Source organism: Pseudomonas sp. GNP012, from assembly GCF_054343835.1.
Window position 1 is genome coordinate 191,828 of the sequence record NZ_JBTGUU010000001.1, and the last position, 19,601, is coordinate 211,428.

16 protein-coding genes are annotated in these 19,601 nt (G+C 61.5%); 10 read left to right on the forward strand and 6 right to left on the reverse strand.

Features of this window, described 5'->3' with window-relative positions; genetic code table 11:
* The first annotated feature begins 5 nt into the window (after positions 1 to 5).
* On the forward strand, positions 6 to 1,559 hold the full coding sequence (garD, locus tag ACXX83_RS00765; protein WP_458547351.1) for a galactarate dehydratase: 1,554 nt from the start codon (positions 6 to 8) through the stop codon (positions 1,557 to 1,559).
* Positions 1,560 to 1,718: 159 nt separating this feature from the next.
* Entirely contained in the window at positions 1,719 to 2,660 is a 942-nt protein-coding gene (locus ACXX83_RS00770; protein WP_217837190.1) for an AEC family transporter, read from the forward strand.
* Positions 2,661 to 2,816: 156 nt separating this feature from the next.
* Here the strand turns inward: ACXX83_RS00770 and ACXX83_RS00775 are convergent, their stop codons facing one another.
* From ACXX83_RS00775 to gatC, 6 genes are all read right to left on the reverse strand, one after another.
* A complete protein-coding gene (locus ACXX83_RS00775; protein ID WP_458547352.1) occupies positions 2,817 to 3,197 on the reverse strand; it encodes a carboxymuconolactone decarboxylase family protein in 381 nt (126 codons plus the stop codon).
* Positions 3,194 to 4,255, reverse strand: coding sequence for a calcium/sodium antiporter (locus ACXX83_RS00780; protein ID WP_458547353.1), 1,062 nt, complete (start codon positions 4,253 to 4,255; stop codon positions 3,194 to 3,196). The genes ACXX83_RS00775 and ACXX83_RS00780 overlap by 4 nt, the downstream gene beginning before the upstream one ends.
* A 50-nt stretch (positions 4,256 to 4,305) precedes the next feature.
* Positions 4,306 to 4,680, reverse strand: coding sequence for a septal ring lytic transglycosylase RlpA family protein (locus ACXX83_RS00785; protein WP_008051680.1), 375 nt, complete (start codon positions 4,678 to 4,680; stop codon positions 4,306 to 4,308).
* A gap of 148 nt (positions 4,681 to 4,828) precedes the next feature.
* Complete coding sequence (gatB, locus tag ACXX83_RS00790) at positions 4,829 to 6,274, reverse strand: Asp-tRNA(Asn)/Glu-tRNA(Gln) amidotransferase subunit GatB (protein ID WP_015093486.1); 1,446 nt, start codon at positions 6,272 to 6,274, stop codon at positions 4,829 to 4,831.
* Positions 6,275 to 6,284: 10 nt separating this feature from the next.
* Entirely contained in the window at positions 6,285 to 7,736 is a 1,452-nt protein-coding gene (gene gatA, locus ACXX83_RS00795; protein WP_007976467.1) for an Asp-tRNA(Asn)/Glu-tRNA(Gln) amidotransferase subunit GatA, read from the reverse strand.
* Between the two features lie 16 nt (positions 7,737 to 7,752).
* Positions 7,753 to 8,040 carry an Asp-tRNA(Asn)/Glu-tRNA(Gln) amidotransferase subunit GatC gene (gene gatC, locus ACXX83_RS00800; protein WP_007976465.1) on the reverse strand — a complete coding sequence of 96 codons (288 nt, stop codon included), beginning with the start codon at positions 8,038 to 8,040 and terminating at the stop codon, positions 7,753 to 7,755.
* A 211-nt stretch (positions 8,041 to 8,251) separates the two neighbouring features.
* Between gatC and mreB the strand changes: the two genes are divergently transcribed.
* The 8 genes from mreB to tldD all read left to right on the forward strand — a co-directional run bounded on the left by mreB (position 8,252) and on the right by tldD (position 19,591).
* Positions 8,252 to 9,289: a rod shape-determining protein MreB gene (gene mreB, locus ACXX83_RS00805; RefSeq protein ID WP_015093487.1), complete on the forward strand. Its 1,038-nt coding sequence runs from the start codon at positions 8,252 to 8,254 to the stop codon at positions 9,287 to 9,289.
* Between the two features lie 143 nt (positions 9,290 to 9,432).
* Complete coding sequence (mreC, locus tag ACXX83_RS00810; RefSeq protein WP_126049266.1) at positions 9,433 to 10,569, forward strand: rod shape-determining protein MreC; 1,137 nt, start codon at positions 9,433 to 9,435, stop codon at positions 10,567 to 10,569.
* Positions 10,569 to 11,060 (forward strand): rod shape-determining protein MreD, encoded by a 492-nt coding sequence (mreD, locus tag ACXX83_RS00815; protein ID WP_007970244.1) that lies wholly within the window; start codon positions 10,569 to 10,571, stop codon positions 11,058 to 11,060. The genes mreC and mreD overlap by 1 nt, the downstream gene beginning before the upstream one ends.
* Before the next feature lie 32 nt (positions 11,061 to 11,092).
* Positions 11,093 to 11,689: a Maf family protein gene (locus ACXX83_RS00820; protein ID WP_217837193.1), complete on the forward strand. Its 597-nt coding sequence runs from the start codon at positions 11,093 to 11,095 to the stop codon at positions 11,687 to 11,689.
* Positions 11,690 to 11,746: 57 nt separating this feature from the next.
* Complete coding sequence (gene rng, locus ACXX83_RS00825; protein WP_007970246.1) at positions 11,747 to 13,204, forward strand: ribonuclease G; 1,458 nt, start codon at positions 11,747 to 11,749, stop codon at positions 13,202 to 13,204.
* A 75-nt stretch (positions 13,205 to 13,279) separates the two neighbouring features.
* Positions 13,280 to 17,083, forward strand: coding sequence for a YhdP family protein (locus ACXX83_RS00830; RefSeq protein ID WP_458547354.1), 3,804 nt, complete (start codon positions 13,280 to 13,282; stop codon positions 17,081 to 17,083).
* Between the two features lie 198 nt (positions 17,084 to 17,281).
* The gene (locus tag ACXX83_RS00835) at positions 17,282 to 18,136 is read left to right on the forward strand and encodes a carbon-nitrogen hydrolase family protein (protein ID WP_458547355.1); all 855 of its coding nucleotides are present in this window, start codon (positions 17,282 to 17,284) and stop codon (positions 18,134 to 18,136) included.
* Between the two features lie 12 nt (positions 18,137 to 18,148).
* Positions 18,149 to 19,591: a metalloprotease TldD gene (gene tldD / locus ACXX83_RS00840; protein ID WP_458547356.1), complete on the forward strand. Its 1,443-nt coding sequence runs from the start codon at positions 18,149 to 18,151 to the stop codon at positions 19,589 to 19,591.
* The last annotated feature ends 10 nt before the right edge of the window (positions 19,592 to 19,601 follow it).

The following is a 19,601-nucleotide window of genomic DNA, read 5'->3' on the forward strand; positions in this document are numbered from 1 at the left end:
GCGTCATGCAGTTGATTGAACATTCCGACTCGCCGCGCTACATCCGCCTGCACGAGCGGGATAACGTAGTGATCGTGGTCAACGATCAGGGCGTACCGGCCGGTACCGAATTTGCGGACGGCCTGGTGACCGTGGACTTCGTGCCACAGAGCCACAAGGTCACCCTGGAAGACATTCCCGAGGGTGGCCGGGTGATTCGCTACGGCCAGGTCATTGGCTACGCCTTGCAGTCGATTCCCCGCGGCAGCTGGGTCAAGGAAGATCAACTGCGCATGCCGACCGCGCCACCGCTGGACAGCCTGCCGCTGTCCACCGATGTGCCCGTCGCGCAAGCACCGCTGGAAGGTTTCACCTTCGAGGGATATCGCAACGCTGACGGCACCGTCGGCACGCGCAACATCCTCGGCATCACCACCACCGTGCAATGTGTGACAGGGGTGCTGGATCATGCGGTCAAGCGCATCAAGGCCGAGTTGCTGCCCAAGTATCCGCACGTCGATGACGTGGTGGCCCTGACCCACAGCTACGGCTGTGGCGTGGCGATCACCGCCACCGACGCGTACATCCCGATTCGCACGGTGCGCAATCTGGCGCGCAATCCGAACCTGGGCGGCGAAGCGCTGGTGATCAGCCTGGGCTGCGAGAAATTGCAGGCCGGGCAGGTGATGCACGAGAACGACAGTTCGGTGGATTTGAGCGAGCCATGGCTGTACCGCTTGCAGGACTCCAGCCACGGCTTCACCGAGATGATCGAGCAGATCATGGAACTGGCCGAAACCCGTTTGAAGAAGCTCGATCAACGTCGCCGGGAAACCGTGCCGGCGTCCGAGCTGATTCTCGGCATGCAGTGTGGCGGCAGTGATGCATTCTCCGGCATCACCGCCAACCCGGCGCTGGGTTACGCATCGGATCTGTTGCTGCGTGCGGGTGCGACGGTGATGTTCTCCGAAGTCACCGAAGTGCGCGACGCGATCTACCTGCTGACGTCCCGCGCGCAGACCAAGGAAGTCGCTCAGGAGCTGGTGCGGGAAATGGACTGGTACGACCGTTACCTGGCCAAGGGCGAAGCGGACCGCAGCGCCAACACCACGCCGGGCAACAAGAAGGGCGGGCTGTCGAACATTGTCGAGAAGTCCCTGGGCTCGATCGTCAAGTCCGGCAGCAGCGCAATCAACGGCGTGCTTGGCCCTGGCGAGCGTTTCAAGCGCAAAGGCCTGATCTTCTGCGCGACGCCGGCCAGCGATTTTGTCTGCGGGACGCTGCAACTGGCGGCGGGGATGAACCTGCACGTGTTCACTACTGGTCGCGGTACGCCTTACGGACTGGCCATGGCACCGGTGGTGAAGGTGTCGACCCGGACTGAATTGGCGCAGCGCTGGCCGGATTTGATCGACATCGACGCAGGGCGCATTGCCACCGGCCGCGCATCGATCGAGGAGCTGGGCTGGGAGCTGTTCCACTACTATCTGGACGTGGCCAGCGGCAAGAAGCAGACGTGGGCGGAGCAGCACAAGCTGCATAACGACATCACCCTGTTCAACCCGGCGCCGATCACGTAAGACCGCGTTATCGTTCTTCGCGAGCAAGCCCGCTCCCACAAGGATTGCGCTGAACCTGTGGGAGCGGGCTTGCTCGCGAAGGCGGTCGACCAGACACCGAAGGACTTGGTGGCTTATCATTAGCCCCCTAACGACGCCCACCCCAAGGTCCTCTCCGGCATGCTGGCAATATTCCTCGAAACCCTGAACATCACCGCGCCGGTATTCGCCATGCTGTTTCTGGGGGCGCTGCTCAAGCGCATCGACTGGATCAACGACAACTTCATCCACACGGCGTCGGCCCTGGTGTTCAACGTCACCATGCCGGCGCTGCTGTTTCTGGGCATCCTGCATGCCGACCTGCACGCGGCGTTACAGCCGGCGCTGCTGATCTATTTCTCCCTCGCGACCCTGGTGGGCTTTGCCATCGCCTGGGGCTGGGCGATCTGGAAGTGTCCGCGGGAAGATCGGGGGATCTACACCCAGGGCGCCTTTCGCGGTAACAACGGGGTGATCGGCCTGGCGCTGGCGGCCAGCATGTACGGCGACTACGGGATTTCCCTCGGGGCGATCCTCGCGGCGCTGGTGATCCTGTTTTACAACACGCTGTCGACCATCGTCCTGGCGGTGTACAGCCCGGTGATCAAGTCCGATCCGTGGAGCATCTGCAAAAGCGTGTTGAGCAATCCGTTGATCCTCAGCGTGATGGCGGCGGCGCCCTTCGCCTATTTCAAGATCGGCTTGCCAGGCTGGCTGGAGACCTCCGGCCAGTACCTGGCGCAAACCACCTTGCCGCTGGCGCTGATCTGCATCGGCGGCACCTTGTCCATGGCGGCGCTGCGCAAAAGCGGCAACATGGCGCTGAGTTCAAGCCTGGTGAAGATGATCGGCTTGCCGGTACTGGCGACGCTGGGTGCGTGGCTGTGGGGTTTTCGTGGCGCGGAGTTGGGGATTCTGTTTCTGTACTTCGGCAGCCCGACCGCCGCTGCCAGTTTTGTGATGGCGCGGGCGGCCGAGGGCAATCATGAACTGGCGGCGGCGATTATCGTGATCACCACGCTGATGGCGGCGGTCACCACCAACGTCGGGATCTTTTTGTTGCAGTGGGGTGGGTGGATCTGACCCTGGAGTTTGTGGCGTTCTTCAGGGCCTCATCGCGAGCAAGCTCGCTCCCACAGGTTTCGTTGTTGTTAATCAAACTCTGTTCACACCGAAGCCCCCTGTGGGAGCGAGCTTGCTCGCGATGGCGCCAGATCAGGCAACCTGAATTTCAATGACTCACTCAGGTTGCTGATAGCTGTCGATCACTTCCTGCGCCGCGCGAAACGCATCGATCGCCGCCGGCACGCCGGCATACACCGCGCAATGCAGCAACGCCTCGCGAATTTCCTCCACGGTGCAGCCGTTGTTCAAGGCCCCGCGCACGTGACCTTTCAATTCCTGCGGGCACTTGAGCGCGGTCAGGGCGGCGAGGGTGATCAGGCTGCGGGTTTTCAGCGGCAGGCCTTCGCGATTCCACACGCCGCCCCAAGCGTGCTCATTGACGAAGTCCTGCAGCGGCTGGGTGAACTCGGTGGCGTTGCCCAGTGCGCGGTCGACGAAGGCGTCGCCCATTACTTGGCGACGAACTTCAACGCCGGCTTTTTTATTCTCGGTCATGGGGCTTCCTTCTTATGGTGTTGGCGATGCCAGGCGCGTAGCGACGTGAACAGCAAAAACGCCACCAGCGCCGGCAGGACGAAAAACAGCATCAGGTGTTCCAGCTTGCCGGCCAGTGGCATGCCGGTGGTGAACGACACCACGTGCAGCCCATACGCCAGGTACAAACCCAGAAACAACAGGCCTTCGGCGCGGGTCACCCGGTAGCCGGAGTAGAACACCGGCAGGCAAAGCGCCGCGACGCCGAGCATCACCGGCAGGTCGAAATCCAGGGCATTGGGCGACACCGACAGCGGCGATGGCGCCACCAGTGCAGTAAAGCCGAGCACGCCCAGGAGGTTGAACAGGTTGCTGCCAATCACGTTGCCCACGGCAATGTCACGTTCGCCGCGCATCGCCGCGATCAACGAAGTGGCGAGCTCAGGCAGTGAGGTGCTGACGGCGACGATGGTCAGGCCGATGATCCGCTCCGACAACCCAAGATCGGTGGCGACCACAACCGCGGCACCCAGCAGCAAGTGCCCGGCGTACACCAGCATCGCCAGCCCGGCGACGATCATCAGCAGGCTGCTCAGCCATGGCGCTTGCGCATGATGGTCATGGCTCGATACCGGGCGTGCCGAGTGTCGCGACTGGCGTAGCAGCAACCCCAGGTAAATCGCCAGTGCCGTCAGCAGTATCACTCCGTCGACACGAGTCAGTTCTTCATTCCAGGCGAGTACGAACACCAGCAGGCTGGCACCGATCATCAGTGGAATATCCAGGCGTACCAGTTGCCGGGAAACCCGCAAAGGAATGATCAGGGCGGACAGCCCGAGGGTGACGAGGATGTTGAAAATGCTGCTGCCGATCACGCTGCCGACGGCGATGTCGGCATTGTGCGCCAGGGTCGCCTGCAGACTGACCGCCATTTGCGGTGCGCTGCTGCCGAGGGCGACGATGGTCAGGCCGATGATCAACGGGCGTATGTGCAACCGCGCGGCAATGCGTACGGCGGCGCGCACCATCAATTCGGCGCCGACAATCAGCAGGAGCAATCCGCTGAGCAATTCGATCACGCTGATCAGGGGTAAATCGGCTAGTCCGAAAATGGTCGGGGCTCCATCGCTCAGTCGTCGAGGGCTTGCACGCGAACCCGCGCGGTGCCGCTGCGCAGCATGCCCAGGCGCTCGGCGGCTTCCTTGGACAGGTCGATCAGGCGGCCCCGGGTGTGCGGCCCGCGATCATTGATGCGCACCACGCAGGATTTGTCGTTATTCAGATTGGTGACCTTCACCCGTGTACCGAAGGGTAGCTGGCGATGGGCGGCGGTCATGGAATTCATGTTGAAACGCTCGCCGTTGGCGGTGCGTTTGCCTTGGTGTTTGGCGCCGTAGTACGAAGCCACGCCGGTTTTGTCGTAACCATGCGGATCGACGGTGTCGGTGCTGGCGCAACCGGCCAGGAGCGAGAGGAGGGCGCATAATCCAAGTAGACGCTTCATTTAATGCTTCCAAAAACAAATGTGGGAGCGGGCTTGCTCGCGAATGCATTCTGACAGTCAACTTTGTGTTGAGTGCCGAACAGCATTCGCGAGCAAGCCCGCTCCCACAAGGGAAAGGAGCCAGATTTTAGGGCTGGCTCCATCCTCATCAGCCTTCGAGCTTGCTTTTCAGCAGTTCGTTGACTTGCTGCGGGTTGGCCTTGCCTTTGGAGGCTTTCATGGCCTGGCCGACGAAGAAGCCGAACATCTTGCCGCGCTTGGCTTCGTCTGCCGCGCGGTATTGTTCGACTTGCTCGGCGTTGGCCGCGAGCATTTCGTCCAGCACCGCCGAGATCGCGCCAGTGTCGGTCACTTGCTTGAGGCCGCGTTTGTCGATGATCTCGTCCGCGCTGCCTTCGCCGTTGGCCATCGCTTCAAACACCACCTTGGCGATCTTGCCGGAGATGGTGTTGTCCTTGATGCGCAGCAGCATGCCGCCCAGAAGCTCGGCGCAAACCGGCGACTGTTCGATGTCCAGGCCTTGCTTGTTGAGCAGGCTGCCCAACTCGACCATCACCCAGTTCGCCGCCAGCTTGGCGTCGCCGCTGATGCTTGCGACCTTCTCGAAGTAGTCCGCCTGCTCGCGGCTGGTGGCCAGCACGTTGGCGTCGTACGCCGACAGACCGAACTGCGCCTGGAAACGTTCGCGCTTCTGCGGTGGCAATTCCGGCAGGGTGGCGCGCACGTCGTCGAGGAAGGTGTTTTCGATCACGACTGGCAGCAGGTCCGGATCAGGGAAGTAACGGTAGTCGTTGGCTTCCTCTTTGCTGCGCATCGGACGGGTTTCGTCCTTGTTCGGATCGTACAGGCGGGTCTGCTGGATCACCTTGCCGCCGTCTTCGATCAGCTCGATCTGACGCTGGATTTCGCTGTTGATCGCTTTTTCGATGAAGCGGAACGAGTTGACGTTCTTGATCTCGCAGCGGGTGCCGAACTCGGCCTGGCCTTTCGGACGGATCGATACGTTGCAGTCACAACGCAGCGAGCCTTCGGCCATGTTGCCGTCGCAAATCCCCAGGTAACGCACCAGCGCGTGGATCGCCTTGACGTAAGCCACGGCTTCCTTGGCGCTGCGCATGTCCGGTTCGGAAACGATTTCCAGCAACGGCGTGCCTGCACGGTTCAGGTCGATGCCGCTGGCGCCGCTGAATTCTTCGTGCAGGCTTTTGCCGGCGTCTTCTTCAAGGTGCGCGCGGGTGATGCCGACACGTTTGACCGTGCCGTCTTCCAGGGCGATGTCCAGGTGGCCCTTGCCGACGATCGGCAATTCCATCTGGCTGATCTGGTAGCCCTTGGGCAGGTCCGGGTAGAAGTAGTTTTTACGGGCGAACACGTTGTGCTGGCCGATCTCGGCGTCAATCGCCAGACCGAACATCACCGCCATGCGCACCGCTTCCTGGTTCAGCACCGGCAGCACGCCGGGCATGCCCAGGTCTATCAGGCTGGCCTGGGTGTTCGGCTCGGAACCGAACGTGGTGGAACTACCGGAAAAGATTTTCGACCGGGTGGTGAGCTGGGTGTGAATCTCCAGCCCGATCACGACTTCCCATTGCATGTGTGTCTCCTCAGAAGCCGGTTGGGGTGCGAGTGTGCCAGTCAGTGTTCAGCTGGTACTGGTGCGCAACGTTGAGCAAGCGGCCTTCCTGGAAATACGGGGCGAGCAGTTGCACGCCGACCGGCAGGCCATCGACGAAGCCTGCAGGCATGGACAAGCCCGGCAGACCGGCGAGGTTGGCGGTAATGGTGTAGACGTCTTCCAGGTACGCAGCGACCGGGTCGCTGTTCTTGGCGCCGAGCTTCCAGGCCGGGTTCGGCGTGGTAGGGCCGAGGATGATGTCGACCTCATTAAAGGCCGCCATGAAGTCGTTCTTGATCAGGCGACGGATCTTCTGCGCCTTGAGGTAGTAGGCATCGTAGTAACCGGCGGACAGCGCGTAGGCACCGACCATGATCCGGCGCTGCACTTCCGCGCCGAAGCCTTCACCACGGGAGCGCTTGTACAGGTCTTCCAGGTTTTTCGGGTCTTCGCAGCGATAGCCGAAGCGCACACCGTCGAAACGCGACAGGTTGGAAGAGGCTTCCGCCGGGGCGATCACGTAGTACGCAGGAATCGCGTGCTGCATGTTCGGCAGGCTGATTTCCTTGATCACGGCGCCGAGCTTTTCCAGCTCCTTGATGCTGTTGTGGATCAGTTCGGCAATGCGCGGGTCGAGACCGGCGCTGAAGTATTCCTTCGGTACACCGATGCGCAGGCCTTGCAGCGAGCCGTTGAGGCTGGCGCTGTAGTCCGGCACGGGTTCATCGATGCTGGTGGAGTCGTTCGGATCGAACCCGGCCATACCTTGCAACAAAATCGCGCAGTCTTCGGCCGTGCGCGCCAACGGGCCGCCCTGATCGAGACTGGAGGCGTAGGCGATCATGCCCCAGCGCGAAACACGACCGTACGTCGGTTTCAGACCGGTGAGGTTGGTCAGGGCTGCCGGCTGACGGATCGAACCGCCGGTGTCGGTGCCGGTGGCAGCCGGCAACAGACGAGCGGCCACCGCCGCCGCCGAACCACCGGACGAACCGCCCGGCACGTGTTCCAGGTTCCACGGGTTTTTCACCGCGCCGTAGTAACTCGACTCGTTGGCCGAACCCATGGCGAATTCGTCCATGTTGGTCTTGCCCAGGGTCACGGCCCCGGCGGCAGCCAGCTTGGCGACGACAGTGGCGTCGTACGGTGCTTTAAAGTTGTCGAGCATCTTCGAGCCGCAACTGGTGCGAATGCCCTGGGTGCAGAACAGGTCTTTGTGGGCGATCGGCGCGCCGAGCAGGGCGCCGCTCTCACCATTGGCCCGACGGGCGTCAGCGGCTTTCGCCTGCGTCAGCGCCAGGTCTTCGGTAAGGCTGATGAAACTGTTGAGCTGTGGGTCGAGCTGGGCGATGCGCGCCAGCAGGACTTTGGTCAGCTCTTCGGAGGAAAACTTTTTATCGGCGAGTCCGCGGGCGATCTCGGCCAGAGTCAATTGATGCATTGAAGGCTCTTTCCCTTTAGTCGATGACTTTCGGAACCAGGTACAGGCCGTTTTCGACCGCTGGTGCGATGGACTGGTAGGCCTCGCGGTTATTGGTCTCGGTCACGACGTCCGCGCGCAGGCGCTGGCTTGCTTCCAGCGGGTGGGCCAGCGGTTCGATACCGTCGGTATTGACCGCCTGCATTTCGTCGACCAGCCCGAGAATGCTGTTGAGGGCCGAAGTGATGTGTGGAAGATCGGCATCATTGAGGCCCAGACAGGCCAGATGAGCGATTTTTTCCACGTCGGAGCGTTCTAGCGCCATTGGGATTCTCCAGTGGAAAACAAAACGGACCGCGTCCGTGTGTTAGATTGTCGGAACACTACCGCACTTCTACGGTCATAAGGCCGCGATTGTGGGGCTTGGTGCACAGAAAAGCGTCCAATTTAACATATTGGCGCCTTGCCCAAAATCCCTGTCGTTGTTAGAGTTTGCCGCACTTTTTTACCCACGCGTTGCCTAGGGTCCCTTTCCCATGTTCAAGAAACTGCGTGGCATGTTTTCCAGCGATCTTTCCATTGACCTGGGCACTGCCAACACCCTTATTTACGTGCGCGAGCGCGGTATCGTCCTGAATGAGCCCTCCGTTGTGGCCATTCGGACACACGGTAACCAGAAAAGTGTCGTTGCTGTCGGCACCGAAGCCAAGCGCATGCTCGGCCGTACTCCGGGCAACATTGCTGCCATTCGTCCGATGAAGGACGGCGTGATCGCCGACTTCAGCGTGTGCGAAAAAATGCTGCAGTATTTTATCAACAAGGTTCACGAAAACAGTTTTCTGCAACCTAGCCCGCGTGTGTTGATCTGCGTTCCATGCAAATCCACCCAGGTTGAGCGTCGCGCCATCCGCGAATCGGCCCTTGGCGCCGGTGCCCGTGAAGTGTTCCTGATCGAAGAGCCAATGGCCGCTGCGATCGGTGCCGGCCTGCCGGTTGAAGAAGCCCGCGGTTCGATGGTCGTGGATATCGGTGGCGGTACCACCGAAATCGCGCTGATCTCCCTGAACGGTGTGGTTTACGCCGAATCCGTCCGCGTTGGCGGCGACCGCTTCGACGAAGCGATCATCACCTACGTGCGCCGCAACTACGGCAGCCTGATCGGTGAATCCACCGCCGAGCGCATCAAGCAGGAAATCGGCACGGCCTACCCGGGCGGCGAAATTCGCGAAGTCGACGTTCGTGGCCGTAACCTGGCCGAAGGCGTTCCACGCGCATTCACCCTGAACTCCAACGAAGTGCTGGAAGCTCTGCAAGAGTCCCTGGCAACCATCGTTCAGGCCGTGAAAAGCGCCCTGGAGCAATCGCCTCCGGAACTGGCTTCCGACATCGCCGAGCGAGGTCTGGTACTGACCGGTGGTGGCGCCTTGCTGCGTGACCTGGACAAATTGCTGGCCCAGGAAACCGGTCTGCCGGTGATCGTTGCCGAAGACCCGCTGACCTGCGTTGCTCGCGGCGGTGGCCGTGCATTGGAAATGATGGATAAACACACCATGGACCTGCTTTCCAGCGAATAAGTCGCCGGATCGCTTCTATGCTGTTGAGCGCGCAGGCGGCACTTTGCAGTGCTGCCTGTTCGCGTTTATCTTCTGTCAGTCTGCATCCAGGCCGGATTGCTGTCGTATGAATAAACAGAACATTTGCCTGGGAGGAGCGGCTTATTAAACCGCTTTTCACCAAGGGCCCTTCACTGGGCGTGCGCCTGTTGGTGCTGGTCGTGCTATCGGTCGCGCTGATGGTGGTCGATGCCCGTTTCAGTCTGCTCAAGCCTGCACGCAGCCAGATGTCGCTGGTGCTGATGGACGCCTACTGGATCACCGACCTGCCCGGACGACTCTGGGAAGGCGTTGCCAGTCAGTTTGGCAGCCGGACCGAACTCGTCGCCGAAAACGAGAAACTCAAGACCGAGAACCTGCTGTTGCAGGGGCGCATGCAGAAGCTTGCCGCCCTGACCGAGCAGAACGTTCGGCTGCGTGAGTTACTCAACTCTTCGGCACTGGTCAACGAGAAGGTCGAAGTGGCCGAGTTGATCGGCATGGACCCCAACCCCTTCACCCATCGCATCATCATCAATAAAGGTGAGCGCGACGGCGTGGTCCTCGGTCAACCGGTACTCGATGCCCGTGGCCTGATGGGCCAGGTGGTCGAGTTGATGCCCTACACCTCCCGCGTCCTGCTGCTGACCGACACCACCCACAGCATTCCGGTGCAGGTGAACCGTAACGGTTTGCGGGCGATCGCCAGTGGCACCGGCAACCCGGAGCGCCTCGAGTTGCGGCATGTGGCCGATACCGCCGACATCAAGGAAGGCGACTTGCTGGTCAGCTCCGGTCTCGGCCAACGTTTTCCGGCCGGGTACCCGGTGGCGACGGTCAAGGAAGTGATTCACGATTCCGGCCAGCCGTTTGCCATTGTCCGAGCCGTTCCAACCGCCGCCCTGAACCGCAGCCGCTACCTGCTGCTGGTATTCAGTGACAACCGGACTGCCGAAGAGCGCGTCAACGCTGCCGCCCAGGCCCAGGAAAGCCTGGATGCACAGGGCGGTGGGCCGACCCTTCCGACGACGGTTCCGAAAGTGGTCAGCCCCGCGGTCCCCGCCGCACCGGCTGCCGCACCGGCTATACCTGCCACGGCGGCGCCTGCAGCGACGGCCCCCGCCAAGCCAACCACCACGCCAGCCAAGCCTGCGGCCACGCATCCTGCGGCGGCTAAACCGCCGGCGGCGCAACCCGCTGCCGCGAAGCCTGCCGCCAAACCGCCAGTCTCCGCGCCGGCCACTCCAGTGGGGAGAGAATAATGGGCGGTGTAAAAGCATCCCGAAACGGCTGGATAGTCTGGCTGACGTTCGCCGTCGGTCTGCTGCTGAGCGTTTCACCTCTGCCGCAATTCATGGAAATCCTGCGCCCGCTGTGGCTGGCCTTGTTGCTGGCATTCTGGGCGCTGAACCTGCCGCAGACCGTCGGGATGGTGACGGCGTTCTGCCTGGGGCTGGCTGAAGACGTGCTCTACGGTACCTTGCTGGGTCAGAACGCCTTGATCCTGACGCTCATCACCTATCTGGTGCTGGCGCTGCAACAACGCTTGCGGATGTTCCCGATGTGGCAGCAGAGTCTGGTGATCCTGGTGATCTTCGGCCTCGCCCAGCTTGTACAACTCTGGCTCAGTGCCTTGACCGGCAATCGTCAGCCGACGCTGGCGCTGGTGCTGCCGGCACTGGTCAGTGCATTGCTCTGGCCCTGGATCAGTTTCGGTTTGCGCGGATTGCGTCGACGTTACAAAATCAATTAATTCGCTCAGGCATTAGACAGGGAGAGGTCTTGATGAAACGGTTGTACCTCGCCTCTGGCTCGCCACGCCGGCGTGAATTGCTCACGCAGATCGGCGTTCCGTTCTGCGCTGTCAGTGCGGACATCGATGAAACTCCTATAGATCAAGAATCCCCGTCGGCCTATGTCGAGCGTCTGGCGCGCGGCAAGGCCGAGGCCGGGCGCGGCAGCGTCGTGCCTGACGAACCGTTCTGCGTACTCGGCGCCGATACCGCCGTGGTGCTCGATGGAAAAATTCTCGGCAAACCGGTTGATCAAGCGGATGCCTGCGCCATGCTGATGATGTTGTCAGGGTGTGAGCATGAAGTCCTGACTGCGATTGCGGTGCTGGACGGCGAGCGTTGCGAATCCCGGGTTGTCACCAGTCGCGTGCGTTTTCGGGATATCAGTCGCGATGAAGCCGTGGCCTACTGGGCCAGCGGTGAACCACAGGACAAGGCGGGCGGTTATGGCATTCAAGGACTGGGTGCGGTGTTTGTCGCCGGGCTCAATGGAAGTTATTCAGCGGTGGTTGGACTGCCGCTTTGCGAAACCGCGGAACTGCTCGGCCATTTCGGCATACCCTGTTGGCAAACCCGGAACGCACACTAAGCAACGTTCTGAACAGATGCGGCCATTATCGTGAACATGCCTGAACGAGACCCTGCCATGAGTGAAGAGATCCTGATCAACATCACGCCGATGGAGTCGCGCGTGGCGGTGGTCGAAAACGGTGTCCTGCAAGAGGTCCACGTCGAGCGTACGCAAAAGCGCGGAATCGTCGGCAACATCTATAAAGGCAAAGTCGTGCGGGTATTGCCGGGGATGCAGGCGGCATTCGTCGATATCGGCCTGGACCGTGCGGCGTTCATTCATGCGTCGGAAATTTCCCTGCGCGAAGGCCCGGCGGTCGAGAGCATCAGCGCACTGGTGCACGAAGGCCAGAGCCTGGTGGTGCAAGTGACCAAGGACCCGATCGGTTCCAAAGGCGCACGCCTGACCACTCAGCTGTCGATCCCTTCGCGCTACCTGGTATACATGCCGCGCACGGCCCATGTCGGGATTTCCCTGAAGATCGAAGACGAAGCCGAGCGCGAACGTCTCAAGCAAGTGGTCACCGATTGCGTGGCCAAGGAAGGTATCAAGGAGGCCGGCGGTTTCATCCTGCGTACGGCAGCCGAAGGCGCCGGCGCCGATGAAATCCTCATGGACATCCGCTACCTGCGAAGGCTCTGGGATCAGATCAGCGCCCAGATCAAAACCATCAGCGCGCCCAGCGTGATCTACGAAGACCTCGGTCTGGCGCTGCGCACCCTGCGTGACCTGGTGAGCCCGAAAATCGAGAAGATCCGCATCGACTCCCGGGAAACTTTCCAGAAGACCACGCAATTCGTCGCCGAATTGATGCCGGAGATTGCCGATCGTCTGGAACATTATCCGGGCGAGCGGCCGATTTTCGACCTGTATGGCGTCGAAGACGAAATCCAGAAGGCCCTTGAACGCAAGGTCCCGCTCAAGTCCGGCGGATATCTGGTGGTCGATCCGGCGGAAGCCATGAGCACCATCGACGTCAATACCGGGGCGTTCGTCGGCCATCGCAACCTCGAAGAAACCATCTTCAAGACCAACCTCGAAGCCGCGACGGCCATCGCTCGTCAATTGCGCCTGCGCAACCTCGGCGGGATCATCATCATCGACTTCATCGACATGGAAGATGAAGAGCATCAGCGCCAGGTGCTGCGCACGCTCGAGAAGCAGCTGGAGCGCGATCACGCCAAGACCAACATCATCGGTATCACCGAGTTGGGCCTGGTGCAGATGACCCGCAAGCGCACCCGCGAAAGCCTTGAGCAGGTATTGTGCGAGCCGTGCAACGCCTGTCAGGGGCGCGGCAAACTCAAGACGCCGGAAACCGTGTGCTACGAAATCTTTCGCGAAATCCTGCGTGAGGCTCGCGCCTATCAGGCGGAGGGCTATCGTGTATTGGCAAACCAGAAAGTTGTCGACCGCCTGCTCGACGAAGAGTCGGGCAACGTCGCCGAGCTGGAAGGGTTTATCGGGCGCACCATCCGTTTCCAGGTCGAAACCATGTATTCCCAGGAACAATACGACGTGGTGCTGCTCTGAAGCGTTTCGTTGTGATTTTTCGAGAATGGCTGGCCTCAGCTTTTTGCAAAACTTTTGCCATGGGGGCCATCTGACATGGACCGTCTGACACGCATTTTGGCCGCACTGACCCGCTGGGGTCTGGGCCTGTGCGCGTTGGTTTTGGTGTTGATGGCGCTCTACGTCAGCCTTGGCCGGGAGCTGACTCCGCTAGTCGCCGAGTACCGTGCCGAAATCGAAACCAAAGCCAGCGATGCCCTGGGCATGCCGCTGCAAATCGGCGAACTGGAAGGCAACTGGCGTGGATTCGCCCCCATATTGATGGCGCACGACGTGACCGTCGGCGAAGGCGCCAATGCCCTGCACCTGGATCAGGTGCGCGCGGTGCCGGACCTTTGGGCCAGTCTGCTGGCACGTGAAGTACGCATCGCTCATCTGGAACTCAGCGGCCTGAAGATCAGCGTCAAGGAGGGCGACGACGGTCAATGGGCGCTCGAAGGTTTACCGGTGCAACAGGATCAACCGATCGATCCGCAACAGTTGCTCAATCGCATGCAGATGATCCAGCAACTGTCGGTACTCGACAGCCAGGTGACCTTGCAGCCGTTTGCACAGTCGCCGCTGAGCCTGACCTATGTCGGCCTGAATCTGAAAACCGGTGCGTCACGGCAGCGGCTCGACGCCCGCCTGACCCTGCCCGACGGCCAGCCTGTGGCCATGAGCCTGCGTACCCGCATTCGAGCCAGCCAATGGCAGGACGGTGAAGCCGAGTTCTACCTGAGCCTGCCGCAAAGCGACTGGTCGAAGTGGCTGCCCGAGCGCGTCAGCCAGCAATGGAATTTCTCCGAGATCAAGGCCGGCGGCGAGCTGTGGCTGACCTGGGGCAAAGGCGTCTTGCAAAGCGCGGCAGTGCGCTTGAACGCGCCACAACTCAAGGGCGCCTACGCCGAGCGCAAGCCGATCCAGATTAACAACCTGGCGCTCAATGGTTACTTCCTGCGTAGTGCCGAAGGCATGCAGGTGACCCTGGATTCCCTGGCAATGAACCTCGGCGACGTCCGCTGGGAAACGCATTTGCAGCTCAAGCAAAGCGCCGCCACCGACAAGACCGAAGAGCTTTGGCATCTACAGGCCGACCGGGTCGACCTGACCCCGCTCACGCCGCTGCTAAATGCCCTGGCGCCGTTTCCGAAAGGCTTTGCCACCGTTGTCGAGCGGCTCAAGGTGAAGGGCGGACTGCGCAATGTATTGATCGACGTGCGGCCCAATGCCACTGACGACAGCAAGTTCAGCTTTGCCGCCAACCTTGACCAGGTGGGCTTCGATGCCTATCACGGTGCACCGGCGGCACGAAATGTCAGCGGCAGCATCAGCGGTGACCTGGGGCGCGGCGAACTGCGTATGGACAGCAAGGATTTCATGCTGCACCTGGACCCGATTTTCGCCAAGCCATGGCAGTACATTCAGGCCAATGCGCAGTTGACCTGGAAACTCGACAAAGAAGGCTTCACCCTGATTGCGCCGTATCTGAAGGTGCTGGGCGAGGAGGGCAAGATTGCCGGCGACTTCCTCATTCGCCTGCATTTCGATGACACCCAGGAAGACTACATGGACCTGCGGGTTGGTCTGGTCGATGGTGACGGTCGCTACACCGCCAAATACCTGCCCACAGTCCTCAGCCCGGCGCTGGATGAATGGCTGCGCACGGCGATTCTCAAGGGCGCGGTGGATCAAGGCTTCTTCCAGTATCAAGGGTCGCTCAGCCACGGTGCCGCAGACGTCGATCGCAGCATCAGCCTGTACTTCAAGGTTCACGATGCCGAGCTGGCCTTCCAGCCGGGCTGGCCCCATGTCAGCAAGGTCAGCGGCGATGTGTTTGTCGAAGACAGCGGCGTGCGGATCCTGGCCAGCAAAGGCCAGTTGCTCGACACCCAGGTCAGCGATATTTACGTCAACATTCCCCATGCGCCTGCCGGGCAGAACGTTCATTTGTTCCTCGATGGCGGATTTGCCGGTGGTTTGGGCGATGGCCTGAAAATCCTTCAGGAAGCGCCGATAGGCACCGGGGCGACTTTTGCCGGCTGGGAAGGCGAGGGTGATCTGACAGGCAAGCTGAAGCTGGATATTCCGCTGGCAAAAGGCGAGGAACCGAAGGTCCTTGTCGACTTCAAGACCGCCAAGGCACGCTTGAAACTGGCCGAACCGGTGCTGGAGTTGACCCAGCTCAAAGGTGACTTCCGTTTCGACAGCGCCAAAGGCCTGAGCGGGCATAACATCAGCGCCCGGGCATTCGACAAGCCGGTCACTGCACAGATTTTTGCCGATGGCAGCCCGGGTAAGCTCAATACCCGGGTAACCGCGTCGGGCCAGGTCGAGGTCAAGAAACTGACCGACTGGCTGAAGGTGACCCAGCCTTTGCCGGTGAGTGGCGTGATCCCTTATCACCTGCAACTGACCCTCGATGGCCTCGACAGCCAATTGCTGGTCAACTCCAACCTCAAGGGCGTGGCGGTCGATTTGCCTGCGCCCTTCGGCATGGCCGCCGATGCCGGGCGCGACACGACGTTTCGCATGACGTTGCAGGGCGACGAGCGGCGCTATTGGGTCAACTACGGGGATCTGGCGAGTTTCACCTTTGCGGCCCCGGCCAGCAATTTTGCCGAGGGGCGCGGGGACTTGTTCCTCGGTGGCGGCGAGGCTGTGTTGCCGGGCACCAAAGGCCTGCGGGTACGGGGCGTGTTGTCCGAGCTGGACGTAGGCCCGTGGAAGGATCTGGTCGATAAATACGCCGGGCAGGACCCCGGCGGCAGCGCCAAGCAATTGCTCAGCGGTGCGGATTTCAAGGTGGGCAAGCTCAGCGGTATCGGCACCACGCTTGATCAGGCTTCGATCCAGCTGGCGCGCAAACCTTCCGCCTGGGCGCTGCAGCTCGACAGCGAGCAGATCAAGGGCAGCGCCAACCTGCCCGACTCGAAGGCCATGCCAATCGCGATCAATCTGCAAACCGTGCGCCTGCCGGCACCGGACCCGACCGTACTGGCCGATGAAAACTCGCCGGATCCGCTGGCGTCAGTGGATCCGACGAAAATCCCCGCGATGGACATCACGATCAATCGGTTATTCCAGGGCCAGGATCTGGTCGGTGGCTGGTCGCTGAACGTTCGCCCAACGCCCAGGGGCATTGTGTTCAACTCGCTGGATCTGGGACTCAAGGGCATGCTGCTGGTGGGCAGTGGTGGCTGGGAAGGGGTGCCCGGCGCCAGCAACAGCTGGTACAAGGGCCGCATCAGCGGCAAGAACCTGGCCGATGTTCTCAAGGGCTGGGGGTTTGCGCCGAGCGTCACCAGCCGGGACTTTTATATGGATGTCGATGGCCGCTGGCCCGGCTCGCCGGCCTGGGTGGCGACCAAGCGTTTCTCCGGCTCGCTCGATGCGACACTCAATCAGGGCCAGTTCGTCGAAGTCGAAGGCAGTGCCCAGGCCCTGCGGGTGTTTGGTTTGCTCAACTTCAACTCCATCGGCCGGCGGCTGCGCCTGGACTTTTCCGACCTGTTCGGCAAAGGCCTGAGTTATGACCGGGTCAAAGGGCTGCTGGTCGGGACGAATGGTGTGTATGTCACCCGTCAACCGATCCAGCTGACTGGCCCATCGAGCACCATCGAACTCGACGGCACGCTGAACATGGTGGCCGATCAGATCGATGCGAAACTGATGGTGACCTTGCCGGTGACCAATAACCTGCCGATTGCCGCGCTGATCGTCGGTGCGCCGGCGGTCGGCGGGGCACTGTTCCTGATCGACAAGCTGATCGGTGACCGGGTCTCCCGTTTCGCCAGTGTGAAGTACAGCGTCAAAGGGCCGTGGAAAGAACCGAAAATCACCTTCGACAAGGCTTTTTGAAAAACCATCCTTCGGGCCTATGGAGTAGCATGGCCATTGCGGCTCGCCCCCCTGTAGGAGCGAGCTTGCTCCGGGCGGCGTTCCGACGATGAGTTTGAATGCGACGCGTTTTTTCAGACAACCTGCGTCATCGTTCACGTCCATCGCGAGCAAGCTCGCTCCTACAAGGTCTGTGTTGATTTCAATAAGGAAAAGGCCATGTCTGTAGCGGTGATTCAAATGGTCAGCCAGAGCGATGTGCTGGCCAATCTGGCCCAGGCCCGTCGACTGCTCGAGCAAGCGGCTGCCGGCGGCGCGAAACTCGCGGTATTGCCGGAAAATTTCGCCGCCATGGGCCGGCGCGACATCGCCGACATCGGGCGCGCCGAAGCACTGGGCGAAGGCCCGATCCTGCCCTGGTTGAAACAGACCGCACGCGACCTCAAGTTATGGATAGTGGCCGGCACGTTGCCGTTACCGCCGGTGGATCAGCCGACGGCGAAGGCGCACGCCTGTTCGTTGCTGATCGATGAACATGGCGAAACGGTGGCGCGCTACGACAAGCTGCACCTGTTTGACGTGGACGTGGCGGACAATCGTGGTCGTTACCGTGAGTCCGATGACTATGCTTATGGCAGCGGTGTGGTCGTGGCGGACACACCGGTTGGCCGGGTCGGCCTGACGGTCTGCTATGACCTGCGCTTTCCCGAACTGTACAGCGAACTGCGCGCTGCCGGCGCGGAACTGATTACCGCTCCCTCGGCCTTCACGGCGGTGACCGGCGCGGCGCATTGGGATGTGCTGATTCGTGCGCGGGCCATCGAGACCCAATGTTATGTGCTCGCGGCTGCCCAGGGCGGCACGCATCCGGGGCCGCGGGAAACCTTCGGGCATGCCGCCATCGTCGACCCGTGGGGGCGTGTGCTGGCACAACAGGATCAAGGCGAGGCCGTGCTGCTGGCCGAACGCGACAGCATCGAACAGGCGTCCATCCGGGCGCGGATGCCGGTGTCCAGTCACCGGCGCTTTTTCTCGCAGGGCGCCCAGCGACCTGCATCAGAAACACGAATTTAAGGCGTAAAGCATATGAGCGAGTTGTTGTCCTCAGTCAGTGAACACCTGCTGGCGCCCGGTGGCGTCACTATCGAGAGCCTGCAAGGCGTGCTCGGCGATCTGGCCGGGCCGGGCATCGATGCCGCCGACCTGTATTTCCAGGGGCAGATCTCCGAGTCTTGGGCGCTGGAAGACGGCATCGTCAAGGAAGGCAGCTTCAACCTTGACCAGGGTGTCGGCGTGCGTGCGCAATCGGGTGAGAAAACCGGTTTTGCCTACAGCAACGCCATCACCCTTGAAGCCCTGGGCGCGGCGGCGCGTGCCGCCCGTTCGATTTCCCGGGCCGGGCAAAACGGTACGGTGCAGGCATTCACCAGCCAGGATGTCGCGCAGCTGTATGCGCCGGACAACCCCCTGGAAGTGCTGACCCGTGCCGAAAAGGTCGATTTGCTCAAGCGCGTCGACGCCGCGACCCGGGCACTTGACCCACGTATCCAGCAGGTCACCGTGAGCATGGCCGGTGTCTGGGAGCGAATTCTGGTGGCGTCCACCGACGGTGGCCTGGCGGCGGATGTACGTCCGCTGGTGCGTTTCAACGTCAGCGTGATCGTCGAGCAGAACGGTCGCCGCGAGCGCGGCGGTCATGGCGGCGGCGGCCGCACCGATTACCGTTATTTCCTCGCTGAAGACCGCGCCATGGGCTATGCCCGTGAAGCGTTGCGCCAGGCGCTGGTCAACCTTGAAGCCATTCCGGCTCCTGCCGGTACCTTGCCGGTGGTACTCGGCTCCGGCTGGTCGGGCGTGCTGCTGCACGAAGCCGTCGGTCATGGTCTGGAAGGCGACTTCAACCGCAAGGGCAGTTCGGCTTATAGCGGGCGCATGGGCGAGATGGTTGCCTCCAAGCTATGTACCATCGTCGATGACGGCACCCTGGCCGGACGTCGCGGTTCGTTGAGCGTCGATGACGAGGGTACGCCGACAGAGTGCACCACGCTGATCGAAAACGGCGTACTCAAGGGCTACATGCAGGACAAGCTCAACGCCCGCTTGATGGGTGTGGCCCGCACCGGCAACGGTCGTCGCGAGTCTTACGCGCACCTGCCGATGCCGCGCATGACCAACACCTACATGCTCGCCGGTGAAAGCGATCCGCAAGAAATCATCGCCTCGGTGAAACGCGGCATCTATTGCGCCAACCTCGGCGGCGGTCAGGTGGACATCACCAGCGGCAAGTTCGTGTTCTCCACCAGCGAGGCGTACCTGATCGAGGACGGCAAGATTACCGCTCCGGTCAAGGGCGCGACCCTGATCGGCAACGGGCCGGAAGCCATGAGCAAGGTGTCGATGGTCGGTAATGATCTGTCGCTGGACAGCGGCGTGGGCACATGTGGCAAGGATGGGCAGTCGGTGCCGGTGGGTGTCGGCCAGCCAACGCTGAAGATTGATGCGATCACCGTGGGTGGCACGGGCGCATAAGGATGGGGAC